The following is a 19,505-nucleotide window of genomic DNA, read 5'->3' on the forward strand; positions in this document are numbered from 1 at the left end:
TTACTCCATACCTTATGCTGCTTTAAGCTGATTCCAAGCTTGAACAAATGCGTCTTCTTCTGGCTTTACACCATCTATCTCCATGACAAACCTAATTAAATCCTCATAGACATCTAGAGACATACCAGAGTCTCTTGCCACCAAGAACGCTTCTTTAACAGTAGGTGGATTGTTATAAATATATTGGATTTTTTCTTTTACTTCCTCAGGAATGCTCTGAGCCATCATTCCTTTGACAAACTCACCAATTTCTTCACGCTCATTATCAGAGAAGTCACCATCGCACGCCGCGCAAGAAACCCCAACAGCCTCCATTGCAACAATAGCTTTGAAATGCTCATCATGGGACTTGAGTTTCTCTAGTGCTTGAGAAAGCTTATTTGCAAGCTTTTCTATTTGTATAGCATTTTCAGCCCGCCCTTCAGCTCTTCCTTTCTCCTTTATCTGTTTTTTCTCATTCTCCTCACTATCAGCCATAGCGGCGCCAACGACACCTCCCACTGTTCCTGCGCCTACAGTAGCAGCAACAGTTCCTGCTCCCGTGAGTGAGGCAATAACAGATGCGCCTCCCAATAATGAACCGCCCCCCGTAAATGGCGCAGCAGCAACTGCGCCAACACCAACCGCAGCACCAGCTAAAATTTTACCCCACATATCAAACTCCTTTTTAGATTTACTTTAAGCTTACAATTTTTGATTTAAGCAACTAACGACAGCCATCAGGCGCGCGAGGTACGAGCGTCTGCTGCATGGCATTGTTGGGTATACTCAAAACCGTTCAAAGCGGCACCCCTATTCTCGTATTAACTTCTACAGCATACGACTTACCTTCCTGCTCTTTTAATTCGAACCGAGGTTTCTTCGGTAGACTAATGCCTTTCTCCCGCGCCTTCTCGGCGATTTCTTCAATATTCTCCAAAACCGCACACTCCAATTCTTCTAGTCGCTTCTTTATGAAATCAGCCTGCCTTACCACGTCAATGCTGATGCCCGAAGAAGCCGCACCACCACCAATTGGTGCGTACACAATATTTGGGGCGATCTCAACAAAGGTATTAACATTCTTCTTCCTAAGTACCTTTACATCTTGGTCGCTGACGGGATTGGCTAATCCTATAACATTGTTAAGCCGATACGCCTCAATACTCTCCGGCCAATTGTCGTGCAGGATGCGAACCATATCTTGCATCGCCCATGTCCCATGTGAGTACACATTAACAAGGTAGGCGCACTCCGAGCCGAACATTGCGAAAAGGAGCGGTCCTGTTCTTTCCACGAATTGATCAGAGTCTATATTCGTGCCCAGATGGAGATGATGGATCCCCCAATGATTGAGTAGAGGATCATCATAGTCTGCTCGCTTGATAAGTTTGCTTAAGTGGGGAGAAAGATCGTCTCCCCGGCGTATCGCGCACTCGACGAAAGACAATCCTTGGTGTAGCTCAGCTGGACATTGAAATTCTCTGGAGCGGTGGACTTGCCTTGGCTTTGGCTCTACTAGCCGTTTTTGCAAGTTCAAATAAATATGGACGACCTCCTCTTCAGGTCGCGAGGATACCTGATAGCCAAGCTGGTCAAGCTCTTGGCGGAGCTCCGCTACCCAATCCGAATAAAAGTTCGCTTCCGCGCGTCTCATGTCAATCTGCCCAACAGTGATTAGACCGCGTGCTCGTATAAAAACTTGAACGTGCACGCGCGTATAACAATACTATTGTTGCGGGCCAACATCTTCCTAAGCCATTGAATCTTAATGGCATTAATAATAATTCGGCTACATAACACCAATCATCGTGCATGCCGCATAACAAGGATGAACGAGCCTACGGTCTTTCAGGACTGGCCGTTACGGGCTGCAGCTGACCGAGACCCTGCGACTGCTCCTCGCCGCATACCGCCCCACGCTACCGCCGGGCAATGCCTTGGCTGGCAATGCCTTCCTGGCCGCCGTGACCCGGGGTGGATCACGCCCCCTTTCCTGGGGGATCAATGATTCAGTGCTACCTAATCTATCGTGCTTTCGCATCGATTAACATGGCATTTCATTTATAAGTGGACGGCGCGGGCGATGGGCCTAAGAGAGACCATCACTCGGCCCTATCCAGCAGAAGGGGTTGAAGGCCACCTCCCACAGGTGACCGTCGGGGTCGGCGAAGTAGCCGGAATAGCCGCCCCAGAAGACCGGCTGCGCGGGCTTGACCAGGGTGGCACCCGCGGCCACCGCCTGGGCGATGAGTGCGTCGACCTCCGCCTCGGAGCCGAGGTTATGGGCCAGCGCAACCCCGCGAAAGCCGCTTCCTTCGGCCGGCACGCCGGCGTCCTCGGCGAGCGCCTCGCGGCCATACAGGCCCAGCCAGCTGCCGTTGAGCGGAAAGAACGCCGCTTCCGGGGGCGAGTTCATGCGCGGCAGGCCCAGGCCCTGCTCGTAGAAGCGGATCGAGCGCGCCAGATCGCTGACGCCTAGGGTAATCATACTGATTCTGGGATTCATGCGGCCTGCTCCCTCACCGTGGCCTGGCACATCACGCTTTCAGGGTGGTCGGCCTGGCCAGGCGGCACAAGTCGGGTCTGGTGATGGCGCACTAAAACGCCCGCCCCGGCGGTTCGGGGCGGGCGTGGTGCTGGGCCGCTATCGGCCGATCAGCGCGCTCAGGAAGGGAAGCTGAACTGCGCGCTCTCCTGGGCGCTGCGCTCGGGCCAGCGCTGGGAGACGGCCTTGCGGCGGGTGTAGAAGCGCACCGCATCGGGGCCGTAGGCGTGCAGGTCGCCGAACAGCGATTCCTTCCAGCCGCCGAAGCTGTGGAAGGCCACCGGCACGGGCAGCGGCACGTTGATGCCGACCATGCCGACCTCGATGGCATCGGCGAAGCGGCGCGCGGCCTCGCCGTCGCGGGTGAACACGCAGGTGCCGTTGCCGTACTGGTGGGCGTTGATCAGCGCGATGGCTTCCTCGTAGGAGTCGACGCGCACCACGCAGAGCACCGGGCCGAAGATCTCGTCGCGGTAGATGCCCATCTCCGGGGTCACCCGGTCGAACAGGCTGGCACCGAGGAAGTAGCCCGGCGACTGCTCGACCAGCGGGTGGCTGCGGCCGTCGACGACAAGCTCCGCCCCGGCGGCCACGCCCTGTTCGATGTAGCCGGCGACCTTGTCGCGATGGGCGGCGTTGACCAGCGCCCCCATGTCCAGCCCCTGCTCGGTGCCGGGGCCGATCTTCAGGGTACGTGCCTCGCTGGCGAGCTTGCCGACCAGGGCGTCGGCGGTCTCGTCGCCCACGCAGACCGCCACCGAGATCGCCATGCAGCGCTCGCCGGCGCTGCCGAAGGCCGCCCCGATCAGGGTGCTGGCGGCGTTTTCCAGATCCGCATCGGGCAGCACGATGGCGTGGTTCTTGGCCCCGCCCAGGGCCTGCACGCGCTTGCCGTTCTCGGCGCCGCGACGATAGATCGACTTGGCCACCGGGGTGGAGCCGACGAACGACAGCGCCTTCACGCCGGGCGCATCGATCAGCGCCTCCACGGCCTCGCGGTCGCCGTGCACCACGTTGAAGATGCCCCGCGGCAGGCCCGCCTCGTCGAGCAACTCGGCCATCTTGATGGCGGCCGAGGGCACCTGCTCGGAGGGCTTGAGGATGAAGGCGTTGCCGCAGGCGATCGCCATGGGGTACATCCACAGCGGCACCATGGCCGGGAAGTTGAACGGCGTGATGCCGGCGACGATGCCGAGCGGCTGGTGGTTGGACCAGGTGTCGATGCCGGGGCCGGCGTTGTGGGAGTACTCGCCCTTGAGCAGCTCCGGCACGCCGCAGGCATACTCGACGTTCTCGATGCCGCGCTTGAGCTCGCCCATGGCGTCCTCGAGCACCTTGCCGTGCTCCTCGGCGACCAGGCGGCAGATCTCGTCCGCGTCGCGCTCGAGCAGCATCTTGAAGCGGAACATCACCTGGGCGCGCTTGGCCGGCGGCAGGTCCCGCCAGGCCGGCTGCGCCTCGCGGGCGGCGGCGATGGCGCGCTCCACGGTGGCCGTGTCGCCCAGGGCGACGCGGCGGATCGCCTCGCCGGTCGCCGGGTTGAACACGTCGATGCTGCGCTCGCCGGCCACGCGGTCGCCGGCGATCCAGTGGTTCACGTCTGTCATGGGGTCTCTCTTCGATGATTCGGGAAGACGGGCGGTGGCGTCTTCGGAACGTATTTCATCAGGGAACAATGAGCTGTGCCGGCAACAAGCCCCGGAGTGCCGGACCATCGCGAGGGCGCTGTAAGCCCCTCCCTGGGCGCTACTTTTGCCCTGCGGCGCTTTCGCGTCCCGCTTCGCTTGCAGGTCCTGTGCTGGCCATCCATGGCCAGCCCGTTCGGAGCCGTGCTCCTCACCCATGGCAAAAGACCCTCGCTTCGCCTTGTCCCCGGCGCTCATCGAGCCAAGCGGAAGCTGTCAGACCTCCCGGTCGAGCAGCGCCTCGTCGAACGGGTAGCGCGACAGCTTCTCGATGCCGGTTTCGGTGACCAGCACCTCCTCCTCCAGCTTGACGCCGTCGGCGGCGCCGACCTCGCCGATGTAGCTCTCCACGGAGACGACCATGCCGGGCTCGAGGATGCCGTCCTTGGAGAAGCGGTCGAAGTCCATGTGGTGGGCGACCAGTGGCGTCTCGCCGTGCATGCCCACGCCGTGGATGATCGACGGATAGCGGCGATCGAGGAAGCGCTCGGGAATCTTCCACGCCTGCTCGGCGATCTCGCGGTAGCTCATGCCCGGTTTGAGGATGCCCATGTTGTGGTGCACCTGGTCGTAGGCCATGCGATAGAGGCTCTTCTGGTAGGCGCTGGGCTTGCCCGGGCCAACGTGGAAGGTACGCGAGAAGTCGGAGTAGTAGCCGTGGCAGCCGATGGTATCGGTGTCCAGCGCGACCAGCTCGCCGGGGCGGATCACCCGGTCGCTCGCCTCGTTGAACCAGGGGTTGGTGCGCGGGCCCGACGAGAGCAGGCGCGTCTCGATGAACTCGCCGCCCTGCTTGATGATGTTGCCGTACATGGTGGCGAAAAGGTCGTTCTCGGTGACGCCGGGCTTGATGGCGGCCTCCACCTCGGCCACGGCGGCCTCGGCGCCGGCCATGGACTGGGCGAGGCAGGCGATCTCCTCAGGGGTCTTGATGCGCCGGCAGTGCAGGGTGTCCTGCATGCAGTCGAAGACCTCCAGGCCCTGGGCCTCCAGGGAGCGCGCAAGGTTCAGCGCGCAGCGATCCAGGCCGATCTTCCTGTTGCCGCGGCCGTGCTCCTCCATCAGCTCGGCGATCTCGATGCCGAAGGGATCAGAGGACAGGTTGTCGCGCTGGTTGACCGCCGACCACACCACCTTGGAGGTGCGCGACTCGTCGATGGTCTCGAGCCAGGTCGAGACGTGGGCGCTGCCCGGGTACTCGAAGAGGATCACCGGGCCGTCCAGCGGCACGTAGATGTAGCGCGTGGAGTTGCGCAGGAAGTAGCCGAACATGTTGCGCGAGCCGGTGGCGTAGCGCTGGTTGTAGGGGTCGAACAGCACCACCGCGGCGTAGCCCTGCTCGGCCATCATGGCGCGCAGGCGCTCGAGGCGCCCGGCGCGCAGCTGCTTCGGATCGCAGGCGGTGGGGATGCTGTCGCCGTTGGCCATGGGGGCCGAGGGGATCACCGGGATATGGTCCGGCTCGTGGTCGGTCAGCTTCTCGAAATCGACGATGCTCATGTCAGGGTCTCTTCTGGGAAAGGGGCGAGGGCTCAAAGGCGGCGCCGCCGGCTGGCCGGCGACGCGGAAGACGGACTCAGTCGGCCAGGGCGTCGCTGCGCTCCATGCCCTCCTCGAGCAGGCGCTCATGGACGGGGGCCATGCGGCCGAAGATGCGCTGGGCGCGCTCGGGGCGGCCGATGAAGCCCGGCTCCTTGGCGTAGGCGAAGATCACCGTGTGGCGCTCCTTGTCGCCCTCCACCGGGGTGACCCGATGCAGCGAGTAGCGGCCGAAGAAGACCTGCAGGTCGCCGGGCTGGAGGTCCAGCGACTTGAGCCTTGAGCGGTCGCCGTCGATCACCCGTTCGACCTCGTCGAAGTTCTCGCCCTCGGGACTGCGGATGCCGGGCGCGTACTCGAAGCGGCCGCCGCCGTGGGACTGGCGGGTCATCATGGTGACGATGAACTCGTTGGTATCGTAGTGCCAGGGATGCTGGCAGCCCTCGCGCAGCACGTTGATGACGAGCCCTGCCAGCGGATCGGCGTAGGGGTGGATCTCCTTCTCCCCCACCACGTCGGCGATGAAGCGCTGGAAGCCCGCATGCTGGTAGACCCGGCGGATGATGGTGTCGTCATCGATGCGGTCGCCGGCGACGAAACCGTTGGTGCGGTCGTCGAAGCGGTTCATCGGGTGGCTCGCCGGCAGGCTCGGGTCGCCGGCGCTGTTGTAGGGGTTGGTCTCGGTCTGGTTGTAGTGCGCCTCGGGCGAGAGCCGCTCGGTCTCGCGCTCCAGCCGTGCCAGCGCCTCGTCGGGCACGAAGCCCTTGAGCACCACGCAGCCATCATGGCCGAGCTGGCGGCGACACTCGGCGATCATCTCGCGGCCGCGCGCGCCGTCGAGATCGTGGATCGGGTAGCGCTCCAGATCGATCAGGCCGTGAAGTGAGGCGTCGTCTTCCTGGATGAGGGCGTCTTGCATGGCGGATCTCCTGCCTGATTCATAACGTCTAGACAGGGTAGTCAGCCGAGTTTAATAATAGAAATGAATGGTTCAGATAAAATACATTGCAAGGGCTCATAGATCATGGACACCGACCTGCTTCGCGCCTTCGTCACGGTGGCCGAGTGCGAAGGCTTCAGCGCCGCCGGCAAGGTGCTGCACCGCACCCAGTCCGCGGTCAGCCTGCAGATCAAGCGCCTCGAGGATCAGATGGGCGAGATGCTCTTCGAGCGCACCAGCCGCAGCGTGGTACTGACCACGCCGGGGGGCCGCATGCTGCCCTACGCCCGGCACATCCTCAAGCTGCAGGACGAGGCCCGCCAGGTGATGGGGGTGGATCGCCAGGGCGAGCTGATTCGCCTGGGCACCTCGGAGGAGCAGGCCAGCACCTACCTGCCGGAGCTGCTGCCGCGCTTCTCGGCGCGCTTCCCCGAGGTACGCCTGGAGGTGATGTGCGGCATCAGCGGTTCGCTGGTGAACGACTTCCAGGAGGGACTGCTGGACGCCGCCCTGGTGGTGCGCCACGGCCCCACCCACACCGGACGGCTGCTGGGGCGCGAGCAGATGGTCTGGGTGGTGGCCGAGGACCGCAGGATCGACGAGTGGGAGACGCTTCCGCTGGCGCTCAACCCCGAGGGCTGCACCTTCCGCGCCCACGCCTTCGCGGCGCTGGGCGCCTCGGATCGGCGCTGGGACGTGCGCTACGCCAGCCAGTCGCCCACCGGCATCAACCTGCCGGTCCAGGCCGGGCTAGCGGTCACGGTGAAGACGCCGCGCAGCATCCCCGAGGGCTGTCGCATCGTCGGCGACGACGAGGGCCTGCCGGGGCTCGGGTACGTCGAGATCGAGCTGCACCGCACGCCGGGCGCCTCCAGCGACGCCTTCACCGCCTTCTGCGACGAGCTGGAGGCGATCGTCACCGGCACCGACTCGCTGGAATCCCTCGAGTACGTGAGCGGCGAAGGCTGAGGAAGGTGACGCTGGGGGCGCCCGGGGGATGGCGCCCCGCTAAGGTTCCGGCACTCGACGGTGCCATGCGCCGAGCGAACGGCGTTGATGGCGTTGGCGGCGAGCGCCGGGCCCGGTCATTCGCTCTCGAGATGGGCGGCCGAGACGAAGATCTTCTTGGCGTACTCATCGACCACCCAGGTGACACGCGTGCCCTTCGGAACGATAAAGGCATCCCCCTTGGCATACTCATGGGTCACGCCGCTCTCTTCCTCGATGATCTTCACGCTGCCCTCGGTGATATAGCAGAACTCGAGCTTCGGATGGTTGTGCTCCCAACTGCCCGCGGTGCACTCCCAGGTGCCGGAGTTGAAGTTCCCGGAATCATGCTCGAAATAAGTCACGTTCTTGGCGAAGGGCTCGCCAGACTTGGGGTTCTGCTTGGGCGCGGACTTGCGCGAAGTGGGCTCGGAGGTTCCGAGGGTCACGATGCTGGCATTGGTCATGTTGTTTTCCTTGATGTCTTGATCACTCATGAGATGAAAAGCACGCCCCGCGGGGCGAATCAGTATTCGACGCCGGTCATGACCCAGATGACTCGGGTCTCGGTGTCACCCGGGTTGTAGATCCAGTGAGGGGTATCCCCCGACAGCGAGAAGCTGTCACCCGTTTCGAGCACGAATGTCTGCTCGCCGATGGTCAATTCCAGGGTGCCGGCCTCGACGTAACCCGCCTCTTCCCCGTTGCGCTGCCGCGGGACTTCCCCGCCGCCGCCGCCGGGTTCGAGCCGCGTCATGATCAGCAACAGCTGGCCGCTCAGGCGCGGAGAGAGCAGTTCTTCCCGCGCACCGATGCCGGAAAATGCCATGGCACGGCGGTGATCAGCCCGCACGATATAGTCGTGCTCGCCGTTCTCGGCACTGCCCTCGGGCTGGAAGAACCAGCTGACCCGCACCCCAAGCGCATGGCTGATGGCCTGCAAGACGCCAATGGGCAATGACGACACCCCTCGTTCGACCTGACTCAAGTACCCGACAGACTTGTTGACCTCTTTGGCCAGACTGGCCAGCGTGATGCGCTTGGCCTTTCGCAGGTCACGAATCTGACGCCCGAGGCGCAGGTCATCGGGATCGGCATTGGCTGCCTTGTTCACGCTTTCGTCAGGCATCTCGGGCACTCGAATGGCGGAGAATCATACCGAAAAAGAGTATCAGAACGCGGGATACCGAAACACCGCCCGATGGACGCCGCCATCGGTCGCCGATGGGTGCCATGACAGGCGCCCCGGTCGAGCGAGGCGCCCGGGGCGGCTTGCATCAGGCCGGATCGAAGGGCGGGCGCTGCTTGCGAAAGGCCTGCTTGCGCACGATCTTGCCATCGCGCACCGTAAACAGGTCGACGCTATCGGCTTCAACACGCTTACCGTCGGGCTGTGTGGCGACGAAGGTCGATTCCGACACCACACGTTCATCGGCAAAGTAATGGGTCCCATTCAGCCATTGAACATCCGGCTGGGTGCCCCAGGTGTTCTCGAACGCGGCCCTGACGGCCTCACGACCCTCGATCCGGGTGCCATGCGCCTCCGACCCCGAGACGGTATCGAACACGATATCATCCGCGAAATATGACATGACCGCCTCGATGTCGTGACGGTTGAAGGCGTCGAACATGGCGTTCAGGGTGTCATGGCTCATGCCGTTCATAGTGCTACTCCTCTTGCCAATCGGGTTGGGTGATTGTCTGCCTTGCTGGCCACAGGCCATCAACGCACGGTGTCCAGCACCTGGAAATACTTGTACAGCGCCCTCTGCCCCATGCGACGAATCGGCCGCAAGGGGTGTGCAGGCAGCGGCGAGCTGAAGATGGGAAGGTCGGACTCCGGAATCTTGTCGCCAGCGATCAGCGCCGCCAGTTTCTTCGAGGCGTAGGCGGAGAAAGCAACGCCGTTGCCGCTGTATCCCTGGGCATAGAAGATCTGCTGGGACGCATCGGGCTGCACGATACGCGGCATCATGTCGTGGGAAATATCCATCCACCCATGGGAGAACCAGGGCGTCTCGATGCCTGCCAGGGCCGGGAACTTGCGCGCGATGGCGTCATGGACGACCTTCAGGTGCTTGGGGTTCTGCGCATCGGCGCCGCTGATGGCGCTACGGGTGCCGATCTGAAGCCGTTTCTCGGGCAAGAAGCGGTAGTAGTACCGCAACTTCCGGGTGTCGGTGACGATCATGGTGGAGCGGAAACCGCACGCGTCGATCTCCTCGTCCGTCAGGGTCCGCGTCCAGACCGAGTTGGCCATGATCGGCATGTTGCGGTAGGCCGTGAGCTTGTGCAGGTTCGGGCTGGTATAGCCGGCGGTAGCAATGCCGACGGCCCGCGCCCGCACCACGCCCCCCGGGGTCTGCAAGTGATGGATGCCCCCTTCCGTCGTCCAGTTCTGCACCGGGCTTGCCGTATGAATCCGGGCCCCCAGCTTGCGCGCGAGACGGGCGTAGCCATAGGCCAGCTTCAACGGCTGGACGGCGATCCCCACCGGCTCCAGTAGGGCACCGACACTCTCCTGGTCGCCGATGTACTCATTGAGCACCGTGTCGCGATCCAGCACCCGCGTCTTGTAACCGAGCACGTCGTGGCAGAGCCGAGACTCTGCCTCAAGTCCCTTCAGTGCCTGAGGACTATGGGCAACGAGCAGGTTGCCGTGATTCTGGGGCTCGCAGTCGATCTCGGGATCCTCGGCCATGGACTGAAAGACCTCGAAACCCTCCAGGGTGTTGGCGTGCAGGCGGCGCGCGGTATCCGCGCCCCATTTCTTGACCCACTGGCTCCGGCTCAGGCGCCCCCAGGCCAGGTGTCCCTGACCTCCATTGCGGCTGGTGCACCCCCAGCCGATCTGATTGGCCTCCAGGACGGTCGCCTTGATGCCGTACTCGCGAGCGAGAAACAGCGCCGTGGCCAGGCCAGTAAAGCCCCCGCCGATCAGGACGACGTCCACGTCCATATCGGCGCTGACGGGACCGTCATCCTCGGGCGGCTCTCCGGCATGGTAGCGCCAGTAGCTCGGCGCATAGTCCATGCCCTGCCCGGGCAGATCGCTATGCAGAGGATCATAGTGCGGATAGTAGGGCTGAAATGCAGACATGGGATTCATTCACTCTCTCTGGTGCCCGGGGTGTCATCCGATGGCGGACGATGCCCCCGGGCGTTGGCTTTAGCGTGCTTCCGGTGTCGTTAGATCGTCATCATGGGACTAGCTGCTCGACTTGATATGCGATGCCAGCCCTCTCGAGAAATCGCCTATTTCACTGTTCTTCACACCGCCCTTCTTCGCCGACTTGAGCATGCGATAGACCGAGAACATGTAGGCGATGCCCACGAAGAAGAAGGGTGCGCCCACGACGATGGCGAGGCTTCGGATGGCATCGAAGCCGCCGGTGAGCTGAAACATGATCCCTGTAAAGCCTATGACCACACCCCACAGGAGACGCATGGACACCCGCGGATTTTCCTCGCCATTGGAGACCTGCATGGCGGCGAAGAAGGACGCGGAGTCAGACGTGGTCACGGCAAAGATGATGATGTTGAAGAGCACGACAAGGCTTAACCACCAGCCTCCCGGCATGCTCTCGAGCAGTGCATAGATGCCGGACTCGGGCTTTTCCTGAACGCTTTCCCACAGGGGGGCGATACCGGTCACTTCGACGAAGCCCGCAGAGCCGCCCCAGATGCTGAACCAGCCGATCGCCAACAGCATGGGCACCAGGATCACACCGACGATGAACTCGCGAAGGGTGCGCCCCTTGGAGATACGGGCGATAAAGCCGCCGCAGAACGGAATATAGGAGATGTACCACAGCCAGTAGAACACGACCCACCAGCCGAGCCAGTCGCGCTGCTCGAAGTTGCCGGCATCGCTCCAGAACTGCAGGGCGAAGACGTCACCGAAATAGTCACCGATCTGCTGCGTCCCGAGGTTCAGGAGATACTGGGTCGGCGCATGACCGAAGAAGAGCAGCACCAAGAGAACGCTACCGGCCATGACCATGTTGGCCTGGCTGAGAAACTTGATGCCGCGCTCGACCCCCGTGGCCGCCGAAATCACGTAGGCAATGATGACCACCAGCATGACCAGCGCCTGGCCCACCGGGCCCAGGTCGAGCCCGAAGAGCGTGTTCAGGCCATAGCTGATGGAGGCCACGCCGAGTCCGATCATCGTGGCATTGCCGCCAATGGTGCCAATGATGCCGAGCGCGTTGGCCAGGCGCCCCCACAGGCTGCTGTTGCAGCGTTCCCCGAGGATGCCGTAGAGACCGGTGGCCACGGTGAGGGGCAACCCCAGTCGGTAGGCCGGAAATGCGATGGCCCAGGCCGCGATGGCAAACACCGCCCAGCCGTGCATGCCCCAATCCAGCAGGGTGAGCTGGACTGCCTTGGCGACGCCGGCGGCCTCCCCCGTCGCGCCCATGTCGACCACATGGGATGACTGGTACAGGTGCGTCAGCGGTTCGGCCACGCTGAAGAACACGAACCCGATGCCGAAGCCACAACTGAAGAGCATCGAGATCCAGGCCCCGTAGGAGAACTCCGGCACTTCATCGTCCGCGCCCAGCTTCAGGTCACCGAACGGGCTGATGACCAGGTACAGGCAGAACAGCAACGCCGCCCCCATGCCCAGCAGGAAACTCCAGCCGAAGTTGAAGATCAGGAAATCTCGGGTAGACGACAGCGCTTCACCGATATGTTCCGGGAAGAGCAGCGCGCACAGCATGATCGCGGTATAGATCGACAATACCGGCCAGAAAAGCGAGTGATCGTAGTCACCAAATAGACGAGTCGTCAGGCGACCCGATGGATAGCGCTCGACGCTATTTATGAGTTGTTCGTTCATCGACTTATCCTTCGCAAGATCTCTTGCCGCCCAACATCGCGGGACGGAGCCCACGGATCGCCAACGGGTCGTCACTCGACCCACGGATCGAACCGGGACATCACGTCATTGATGCAGCGGATGGGTACGCATCGAAGCGGCTGGCGTTACCGCAGCGGGATCCCCTAACGGCTCACTGGCACGCCAACGGCCATGCCATCGCGGCGGGCCGATGGTTCGGCCGTGTCATCGACACCGGGGAATTCGATGCCTGGCCCGAGAGGTGCCGGCGTCGGAGGTGTCATCCTGGGGAGAGGGAGGAAAGGCATGGCGATGGTCCTCGATACAGCTCGTTATGGTTGTTGTGGCCCATTGGCCTGAGGTGATGATCATCACATAAATGAATGTAGCACCACTGCTTTTCTCGTCAATGAAAAAATTACTGTTTTTTTCATATCAAGGTTGTCACCACTCCCCTTGGGCGATGCCCCACCCATGCCTCTCGCGCCGGGGCCCTGGCATGGCCACCGGATCGGCTAGAAACACAGGCGGGGAGACCCGGCGTGCGGCGCACCCGGGCGGCGGCCCGCGTGGCCGAGGCGAGGCCACACCGGGAGCGATCGCCCCCGCCGGGGCATGGCGTGTAGCGGAGTCGTGACGAGTCGTGAATGACGGCGTGGTCACCCGACACGGGGTGAGGAAGGACGTGCTGGGGAAGGCCCGGGCGTGGCGGGGCTACTCCCCGTGAGGGGCATAGCGTTCAGCGAAAACGAAACACCCCCGGCGAGGCCGGGGGTGATGTTCGGTGCGGACGAGCCGAGGATTACTCCTGGCTGGCCGAGTCCACGCCGCTGTCCGGGGCGACTTCGCCGTCGTCCAAAGAGGCGTCATCCGGGCTCTCGGCCTCGACCTCGTTGGCGCTGTCGACGCCGCCCTCTTCGACGACGCTGCCATCCTCGAGCATGCCGTCGCCCTCGGCCGTGCCATCGCTGACCTGGTTGGCGGAGTCGACGCCGGTCGGTTCGGCCATGCTCTCTTCGTGATGCTCCGCCAGGGCGGCGCCCGACAACATCATGGCAAGCGTCAGGGCCGATGCGGTAAGCGTGATGCGTTTCATGGGAGGTACCTCTCTTCCAGTGAATGGTACATAGCGCATTCAACGTCCTTTACGAATGCTATACACAACCTATTCAATTATTCGACATGACGCAAGCCCCGTTGAAGTGAGGCACCGCGCCGTCCAGGCGGCCACGGCGACGGAACGCCACCGGTCAGGGTTCCCCTCCGCCGTGCACCATCTGGCGACGCGCCACCCGCGGCGAGACGCCGAAGTGCGCCTTGAAGGCGCGGGCGAAGCTGGAGCCAGAGCCGAAGCCACAGGCCAGCCCCACCGAGAGCACCTCCATGTCGGTGTCGACCAGCAGGTGGCGGGCGCGTTCGAGGCGCAGCTTCAGGTACCAGGCGCGGGGGGGGCTGTCGAGATGCTGCTCGAAGAGGCGCTGCAGCTGGCGCGGCGACACCCCGCTGCGGCGGGCGACCTCGGCGAGGGTCAGCGGCGACTCGAGGTGGCGCTCCATCAGCGCCACGGCCTCGACCAACCGGCGATGGTGCACCCCGAGACGGCGGGCCAGCGACATGCGCTGCTGGTCGCGCCGGGTGCGGATCCGCTCGTGGATCAGCTGTTCCGAGACGTCGATGGCCAGGCGCGAGCCGTGCCGGAGGGCGATCACCTCCAGTGCCATGTCCATGGCCGCCGTGCCGCCGGCGCAGGAGAAGCGCCGGGTGCCGAGCTCGAAGAGCTCGTCGGAGGTCTCGATGGACGGGAAGCGCTCCTGGAAGGCCGGCAGGCTCTCCCAGTGCAGGGTGACTCGCTCGCCCTCCAGCAGGCCCGCCTCGGCCAGCAGGAAGCCGCCGGTGTCGAGGCCGCCCAGCGCACAGCCGGCCTGGTCCAGGCGGTGCAGCCAGGCCATCAGCGGGCGGCTCAGGGTGTCTTCCGGGCCAAAGCCGCTGCACACCGCCAGCGACGGCAGGTGGTGCACGTCGCCGATGGCGCGGTCGGCCAGCAGCGTCATGCCGTTGGAGGCGGTGACCGGGGCACCGTCCTCGCTGATCAGCTGCCAGTCGAAGAGCGGCCGCGCGGCGATGCGGTTGGCGATGCGCAGCGGCTCGACGGCCGAGAAGAAGGCCATCATCGAGAAGCGCGGCAGCAGCAGGAAGCCGACGGCTTCGGGCAGCAGCCCTTGGTAGTCCAGACGCAAGCAACGACTCCTTTCGAGCGATCGGTCTTCCATCCATAGCGTGAGGCCCACCGGCATGTGGTGTCCACGGCGACGAGGATACTCGCCGTACGCGTGGGAACACGAGGCCCTCCCCTCGCCTCGCCAGCCGCCGGGCGGCTAGACTGGACGACACACATCCCGATGCGAGGCGTCGCCGTGTCCGACCATGAACGCACCATCCTGGCCTTCGACGAGGCCGGCAACGAGTACTTCATCGACGTGTTCGTCAGCGTCCGCGACCTCACCGACCTGCAGCACGCCGGCGCGGCCGGCGGCGACCTGCCCGCCTTCCGCACCCGCGAGGGCCACGCCGTCACTCACCTGGGCGGCGGCGAATTCGCCGTGACGGTGCCCGGGGAGGAGGAGACGCTCACCGTGCGCACCCAGGATTCCGACTTCGTCTAGGCGGCGCCGCGCGCGTATGGACGATGTCGTCGAGAGGCAAACGCGTGACGCGCGAGACCCCGCGTGCCCAACCCTTCCCTCCGCTCGCGTCCCCGGGGAGGGCTATACTGAACGTTGTGCCCATTCGGTAGCCCTACCGCCCAGGAGGGACGAATTTCATGCCTTCATCGACGCATCACGTGACCCCCAACCCCAAGGGGGGCTGGAGCGTCCATCGGCACGGCAGCCAGCGCGCCAGCCGCCATTTCGCCACCAAGACAGCCGCCGAGGCCTACGGCCGCCAGGTCAGCTTCAATCAGCAGACGGTGCTGATCATCCATCACAAGAACGGGTCCCGGACCTCCTCCGACCACGCCACAACGGACCGCCCCAAGGCGCGTCGTCGGCGTTCGCCCCCGCGCCGCTGAGGCGCTTCGCTCTTCCTCGCTGGTGGATCGGCATCCGGCCATGCCCCGCCATGGCGCGCTGCGGTAGATTCCTCTGCGTCATGCATCACTGATCCAGACGGCGAAGGGCATCCCCATGAACTATCTCGGCGCTCACGTCAGCGCGGCGGGCGGGGTCGACAAGGCGGTGGCGCGGGCCGTGGCGATCGGCGCCGACGCCTTCGCCCTGTTCACCAAGAACCAGCGGCAGTGGCGAGCCAAGCCGCTGGACGACGCGACCATCGAGGCCTTTCGGGCGGCCTGTGATCGGCACGGCTTCGGCCCGGGGCAGATCCTTCCCCACGACAGCTACCTGATCAACCTCGGCCACCCCGAGGCCGAGGGGCTCGCCAAGTCGCGCGCCGCCTTCCTCGACGAGTGTCGCCGCTGCGAACAGCTCGGGCTCACCCTGCTCAACTTCCACCCCGGCAGCCACCTGCGAAGGATCAGCGAGGGCGACTGCCTCGCCCGCATCGCCGAATCGATCAATCGGGTGCTCGCCGAGACCTCGGGCGTCACCGCGGTCATCGAGAACACCGCGGGGCAAGGCAGCAACCTCGGCTGGCGCTTCGAGCACCTCGCCGAGATCATCGACCAGGTCGACGACAAGACGCGCGTCGGCATCTGCATCGACACCTGCCACGCCTTCGCCGCCGGCTACGACCTGCGCACCGCCGAGGCCTGCACCGCTACCCTCGACGAGCTCGACCGGGTGGTGGGCCTCGACTACCTGCGCGGCATGCACCTGAACGATGCCAAGAGCGCGTTCGGCAGCCGGGTGGATCGCCACCACAGCCTGGGCCAGGGCAACATCGGCCTGGCCGCCTTCACCACCCTGATGCGCGACCCGCGCATCGACGGCATTCCCATGATCCTCGAAACCATCGACCCCTCGCTCTGGGCCGAGGAGATCGCCTGGCTTCGCCGCCAGCAGGCGAGCCGCTGAGCGGCATTGGCCGGTCGCCGCCGGCCCCTTCACCGCCCGAGACGAGCGGGGCCCGGGAGCCTTCCAGTTGACCCCCGACAGCGGCCTCGGGCATGCTCGGCAAGCGACTGACTCATCAAGGAAAAATGATAATGAAAGGTTTTGCACGCGCCACGCTGGCCCTCTCCGTCTCGCTGGCGATGGCCGCCGGCGCCCAGGCCGCCAATTTCGACGACATGAACCCGGTCACCCTGCGCCTGGCCCACGTGGTCAACGAGCAGGACGGCTTCCACATCGCCGCCGAGAAGTTCGAGGAACTGGTGGAAGCGCGCACCGAGGGCAAGGTGGACATCGAGCTCTACCCCAACGCCACCCTGGGCGACGAGCGCACCCTCCTCGAGGCGATGCAGATCGGGGCCGTGGACATGGGCGTCATCACCAACGGGCCGGTGGCCAACTTCGTCGAGGAGATGGCGGTCTTCGAGCTGCCCTTCCTCTTCCCCTCCCCGGAGGCGGCCTACGCAGTGCTCGACGGCCCGATCGGCCAGGAGCTCCTCGACAAGCTCGCCGACGTCAACCTCAAGGGCCTGGCCTACGCCGAGCGCGGCTTTCGCAACCTGACCAACAGCGAGCGCCCCGTGACCGCGCCCGAGGACCTCGACGGGCTGCGCATCCGCGTGATGGAGAACCCGGTCTACGTCGACACCTTCCGTGAACTCGGCGCCAACGCCATCCCCATGGCCTGGACCGAGGCACTGACCGCCATGCAACAGGGCACCATCGACGGCCAGGAGAACCCGATCAACGTGATCCACTCGTTCAAGCTCAACGAGACCCAGGACCACATGACCCTGTCGCGCCACACCTACGCCCCGGCGATCTTCGTCATGGGCATGCCGGCCTGGGGCCAGCTGCCCGAGGCGGCCCAGGCGGTGATCGACGAGGCCGCCCAGGAGGCCGCCGAACACGAGCGGCGCGTCAACGCCGAGATGGCCGCCGAACAGCTGGCGGCGCTGCGCGAGGCCGGCATGCAGATCGTCGAAGCGCCCGATCTCGCGGCCTTCCAGGAGGCCGTGGCGCCGGTCTACGCCCAGTACGGCGAGCAGTTCGGCGACTACCTGCCGCGCATCCAGGAGGCACTGAAGTAAGTGTCTCGTCCGCTCCAGTCCGTGCTGACCGCCGCGCTGTCGTTCCTGCACCGCACCGAGCGCCTCATCGACGCCGCCCTGCGCCCCGTGGTCTTCGCGGGCATGGCGGCGCTGATCGGGGTGATCACGCTGCAGATCGTCTCGCGGGTGTTCTTCCAGGCGGTGGGCTGGACCGAGGAGGTGGCCCGTTTCCTGCTGGTCTGGATCACCTTCCTCGGCGCCACGCTGGCCTTCCAGCGTGGCCGCCATATCGCCGTGACCTTCCTGGTCGATGCCCTGCCCGGCCGTCTCGCACGACTCGCCCGCATCGCCGCGTCGCTGGTGGTGCTCGGCTTCATGATCGCCCTGGTGAGCATCGGCTGGGAGTACATGCAGGTGCAGAGCTTCCAGAAGTCGGCCTCGCTGCGTCTCTCCATGACCTGGGTCTACGCCGTGATGCCGCTCTGTGCCGCCCTGATGGCCTGGTACGCCGCGATCGACCTGGTCGGCCTGATCCTTCCCGGCGGCGCTGACGCCGCACCCCGTTCTCCCGAGGACCCTCCGGCATGACCGCCCTGCTCTTCGTGCTGTTCTTCGTCTTCATGCTGCTCGGCGTGCCGGTCGCCCTGGCCATCGGCGCCAGCACCCTGGTGGCGCTCCAGGCCCAGGGCACGCCGTTGATGGTGGTCACCCAGCAGATGTTCCAGGGCATCAACTCCTTCGCCCTGGTGGCGGTGCCGATGTTCATCCTCGCCGGCGACCTGATGGCCCAGGGCAAGGTCAGCGAGAAGCTGGTGGCCTTCGCCGATGCGCTGTTCGGCTTCTTGAAGGGCGGGCTCTCCATCGTCTCGGTGGGAGCCGGCATGTTCTTCGCCGCCATCTCCGGCTCCGGCGCGGCGACCACCGCCGCCGTGGGCTCGAGCCTGGTGCCGGAGCTGCGCAAGAAGGGCTACGAGCCCGCCTCGGCAGCCAGCCTGATCGCCGCCAGCGGCACCATCGGCGTGGTGATCCCGCCCTCGGTGCCGATGATCATCTACGCCGTGATCGCCCAGCAGTCGGTCTCGACGCTGTTCCTGAGCGGCATCCTGCCCGGCATCGCCATGGGCCTTGGCCTGGCGGCCATCGCCATCGTCCAGGCCTATCGCCGCCAGTACCCGCGCGGTGCCGCGCTCTCGGCGTCGACCCTCTGGCACACCTTCAGGAGCGCCAGCTGGGGGCTGGCGACGCCGGTGATCATCCTCGGCGGCATCTTCTCCGGCATCTTCACCCCCAGCGAAGCGGCAGTGGTGGCGGTCAACTATGCGCTGATGGTGTCACTGTTCATCTATCGCGACCTCGGATTCAAGGACGTCTATCGCATCCTGATCCGCTCGGCGATCACCACCTCGGTGATCATGCTGGTGATCGCCACCTCGGCGGTGCTCAGCTGGACCCTCTCCAGCTGGCAGGTCCCCGGCGCCATCGCCCAGGCGGTGCTGTCACTCTCCACCGACCCGCTGGTGATCATGCTGCTGGTGGTGGCGGTGATCCTGCTCACCGGAGTGTTCATCGAGACCGCCAGCGCCCTGATCATCCTGACGCCGGTGCTGCTGCCGCTGGTCACCCAGCTCGGCATCGACCCGATCCACTTCGGTCTGATCATCGTCATGGGACTCGCCATCGGCATGATCACCCCGCCGGTGGCGATCAACCTCTACGTGGCGTCCTCGGTCACCCAGCTGCCGCTGGAGCGCATCACCCGCGCCATCGTGCCCTACCTGCTGAGCCTGGTCGCGGTGCTGCTGCTGGTGGTCTATGTCCCGATCCTGCTCGGCCTCTCCGGCTAGGAGAGCCGGCACGCC

Annotated in this window: 20 protein-coding genes; 7 read left to right on the forward strand and 13 right to left on the reverse strand. The window is 64.5% G+C overall.

What is annotated here, in order from left to right; all coding sequences use genetic code 11:
- Positions 1–12: 12 nt before the first annotated feature.
- The 6 genes from FIU83_RS09170 to FIU83_RS09195 all read right to left on the reverse strand — a co-directional run bounded on the left by FIU83_RS09170 (position 13) and on the right by FIU83_RS09195 (position 6,670).
- Positions 13–654, reverse strand: a complete 642-nt coding sequence (locus FIU83_RS09170) for a hypothetical protein (RefSeq protein WP_152483773.1) — start codon at positions 652–654, stop codon at positions 13–15.
- Positions 655–778: 124 nt separating this feature from the next.
- Positions 779–1,189, reverse strand: a complete 411-nt coding sequence (locus FIU83_RS17455; protein ID WP_172976061.1) for a hypothetical protein — start codon at positions 1,187–1,189, stop codon at positions 779–781.
- Positions 1,190–2,071: 882 nt separating this feature from the next.
- The gene (locus tag FIU83_RS09180) at positions 2,072–2,488 is read right to left on the reverse strand and encodes a VOC family protein (protein ID WP_152483775.1); all 417 of its coding nucleotides are present in this window, start codon (positions 2,486–2,488) and stop codon (positions 2,072–2,074) included.
- Positions 2,489–2,646: 158 nt separating this feature from the next.
- Positions 2,647–4,134, reverse strand: a complete 1,488-nt coding sequence (locus tag FIU83_RS09185; RefSeq protein ID WP_152483776.1) for a CoA-acylating methylmalonate-semialdehyde dehydrogenase — start codon at positions 4,132–4,134, stop codon at positions 2,647–2,649.
- A 294-nt stretch (positions 4,135–4,428) separates the two neighbouring features.
- Positions 4,429–5,712, reverse strand: a complete 1,284-nt coding sequence (locus FIU83_RS09190) for a Xaa-Pro peptidase family protein (protein ID WP_152483777.1) — start codon at positions 5,710–5,712, stop codon at positions 4,429–4,431.
- 76 nt (positions 5,713–5,788) lie between these two features.
- Positions 5,789–6,670, reverse strand: a complete 882-nt coding sequence (locus FIU83_RS09195) for a hypothetical protein (RefSeq protein ID WP_152483778.1) — start codon at positions 6,668–6,670, stop codon at positions 5,789–5,791.
- 105 nt (positions 6,671–6,775) lie between these two features.
- Here FIU83_RS09195 and FIU83_RS09200 point away from each other — a divergent pair, with 105 nt between their 5' ends.
- Positions 6,776–7,660, forward strand: coding sequence for a LysR substrate-binding domain-containing protein (locus FIU83_RS09200; RefSeq protein WP_152483779.1), 885 nt, complete (start codon positions 6,776–6,778; stop codon positions 7,658–7,660).
- Positions 7,661–7,776: 116 nt separating this feature from the next.
- On the opposite strand, the gene FIU83_RS09205 is transcribed toward FIU83_RS09200, so the two are convergent.
- From FIU83_RS09205 to FIU83_RS09235, 7 genes are all read right to left on the reverse strand, one after another.
- A complete protein-coding gene (locus tag FIU83_RS09205; RefSeq protein WP_172976062.1) occupies positions 7,777–8,145 on the reverse strand; it encodes a cupin domain-containing protein in 369 nt (122 codons plus the stop codon).
- A gap of 59 nt (positions 8,146–8,204) precedes the next feature.
- Positions 8,205–8,807, reverse strand: a complete 603-nt coding sequence (locus FIU83_RS09210; protein WP_152483781.1) for a helix-turn-helix domain-containing protein — start codon at positions 8,805–8,807, stop codon at positions 8,205–8,207.
- A gap of 148 nt (positions 8,808–8,955) precedes the next feature.
- Positions 8,956–9,342: a nuclear transport factor 2 family protein gene (locus tag FIU83_RS09215; protein ID WP_152483782.1), complete on the reverse strand. Its 387-nt coding sequence runs from the start codon at positions 9,340–9,342 to the stop codon at positions 8,956–8,958.
- Positions 9,343–9,401: 59 nt separating this feature from the next.
- Positions 9,402–10,787 carry an FAD-binding oxidoreductase gene (locus tag FIU83_RS09220; RefSeq protein WP_152483783.1) on the reverse strand — a complete coding sequence of 462 codons (1,386 nt, stop codon included), beginning with the start codon at positions 10,785–10,787 and terminating at the stop codon, positions 9,402–9,404.
- 99 nt (positions 10,788–10,886) lie between these two features.
- Positions 10,887–12,524: a BCCT family transporter gene (locus FIU83_RS09225; RefSeq protein ID WP_152483784.1), complete on the reverse strand. Its 1,638-nt coding sequence runs from the start codon at positions 12,522–12,524 to the stop codon at positions 10,887–10,889.
- A gap of 802 nt (positions 12,525–13,326) precedes the next feature.
- Entirely contained in the window at positions 13,327–13,620 is a 294-nt protein-coding gene (locus FIU83_RS17460) for a hypothetical protein (RefSeq protein ID WP_172976063.1), read from the reverse strand.
- 154 nt (positions 13,621–13,774) lie between these two features.
- On the reverse strand, positions 13,775–14,761 hold the full coding sequence (locus tag FIU83_RS09235) for a GlxA family transcriptional regulator (RefSeq protein WP_152483786.1): 987 nt from the start codon (positions 14,759–14,761) through the stop codon (positions 13,775–13,777).
- Positions 14,762–14,938: 177 nt separating this feature from the next.
- Between FIU83_RS09235 and FIU83_RS09240 the strand changes: the two genes are divergently transcribed.
- The 6 genes from FIU83_RS09240 (at position 14,939) to FIU83_RS09265 (ending at position 19,490) form a co-directional block, all read left to right on the forward strand.
- Positions 14,939–15,187 (forward strand): hypothetical protein, encoded by a 249-nt coding sequence (locus FIU83_RS09240; protein WP_152483787.1) that lies wholly within the window; start codon positions 14,939–14,941, stop codon positions 15,185–15,187.
- Between the two features lie 158 nt (positions 15,188–15,345).
- Entirely contained in the window at positions 15,346–15,594 is a 249-nt protein-coding gene (locus FIU83_RS09245; RefSeq protein ID WP_152483788.1) for a DUF2188 domain-containing protein, read from the forward strand.
- A 115-nt stretch (positions 15,595–15,709) separates the two neighbouring features.
- A complete protein-coding gene (nfo, locus tag FIU83_RS09250) occupies positions 15,710–16,558 on the forward strand; it encodes a deoxyribonuclease IV (protein ID WP_152483789.1) in 849 nt (282 codons plus the stop codon).
- Positions 16,559–16,689: 131 nt separating this feature from the next.
- Complete coding sequence (locus tag FIU83_RS09255; RefSeq protein WP_152483790.1) at positions 16,690–17,685, forward strand: TRAP transporter substrate-binding protein; 996 nt, start codon at positions 16,690–16,692, stop codon at positions 17,683–17,685.
- A complete protein-coding gene (locus FIU83_RS09260) occupies positions 17,686–18,234 on the forward strand; it encodes a TRAP transporter small permease (protein ID WP_253939420.1) in 549 nt (182 codons plus the stop codon).
- The gene (locus FIU83_RS09265) at positions 18,231–19,490 is read left to right on the forward strand and encodes a TRAP transporter large permease (RefSeq protein WP_152483791.1); all 1,260 of its coding nucleotides are present in this window, start codon (positions 18,231–18,233) and stop codon (positions 19,488–19,490) included. Before FIU83_RS09260 ends, FIU83_RS09265 begins: the two co-directional genes overlap by 4 nt.
- Positions 19,491–19,505 lie beyond the last annotated feature (15 nt).

It is taken from the genome of Halomonas sp. THAF5a (assembly GCF_009363755.1).
Classification (GTDB): Bacteria; Pseudomonadota; Gammaproteobacteria; order Pseudomonadales; family Halomonadaceae; genus Halomonas.

Bases quoted from the DNA above. Each gene is read 5' to 3' on its own strand.
- FIU83_RS09170 (WP_152483773.1), bottom strand. From the start codon at position 654: ATGTGGGGTAAAATTTTAGCTGGTGCTGCGGTTGGTGTTGGCGCAGTT.
- FIU83_RS17455 (WP_172976061.1), bottom strand. From the start codon at position 1,189: ATGCAAGATATGGTTCGCATCCTGCACGACAATTGGCCGGAGAGTATT.
- FIU83_RS09180 (WP_152483775.1), bottom strand. From the start codon at position 2,488: ATGAATCCCAGAATCAGTATGATTACCCTAGGCGTCAGCGATCTGGCG.
- FIU83_RS09185 (WP_152483776.1), bottom strand. From the start codon at position 4,134: ATGACAGACGTGAACCACTGGATCGCCGGCGACCGCGTGGCCGGCGAG.
- FIU83_RS09190 (WP_152483777.1), bottom strand. From the start codon at position 5,712: ATGAGCATCGTCGATTTCGAGAAGCTGACCGACCACGAGCCGGACCAT.
- FIU83_RS09195 (WP_152483778.1), bottom strand. From the start codon at position 6,670: ATGCAAGACGCCCTCATCCAGGAAGACGACGCCTCACTTCACGGCCTG.
- FIU83_RS09200 (WP_152483779.1), top strand. From the start codon at position 6,776: ATGGACACCGACCTGCTTCGCGCCTTCGTCACGGTGGCCGAGTGCGAA.
- FIU83_RS09205 (WP_172976062.1), bottom strand. From the start codon at position 8,145: ATGACCAATGCCAGCATCGTGACCCTCGGAACCTCCGAGCCCACTTCG.
- FIU83_RS09210 (WP_152483781.1), bottom strand. From the start codon at position 8,807: ATGCCTGACGAAAGCGTGAACAAGGCAGCCAATGCCGATCCCGATGAC.
- FIU83_RS09215 (WP_152483782.1), bottom strand. From the start codon at position 9,342: ATGAACGGCATGAGCCATGACACCCTGAACGCCATGTTCGACGCCTTC.
- FIU83_RS09220 (WP_152483783.1), bottom strand. From the start codon at position 10,787: ATGAATCCCATGTCTGCATTTCAGCCCTACTATCCGCACTATGATCCT.
- FIU83_RS09225 (WP_152483784.1), bottom strand. From the start codon at position 12,524: ATGAACGAACAACTCATAAATAGCGTCGAGCGCTATCCATCGGGTCGC.
- FIU83_RS17460 (WP_172976063.1), bottom strand. From the start codon at position 13,620: ATGAAACGCATCACGCTTACCGCATCGGCCCTGACGCTTGCCATGATG.
- FIU83_RS09245 (WP_152483788.1), top strand. From the start codon at position 15,346: ATGCCTTCATCGACGCATCACGTGACCCCCAACCCCAAGGGGGGCTGG.
- nfo (WP_152483789.1), top strand. From the start codon at position 15,710: ATGAACTATCTCGGCGCTCACGTCAGCGCGGCGGGCGGGGTCGACAAG.
- FIU83_RS09255 (WP_152483790.1), top strand. From the start codon at position 16,690: ATGAAAGGTTTTGCACGCGCCACGCTGGCCCTCTCCGTCTCGCTGGCG.
- FIU83_RS09265 (WP_152483791.1), top strand. From the start codon at position 18,231: ATGACCGCCCTGCTCTTCGTGCTGTTCTTCGTCTTCATGCTGCTCGGC.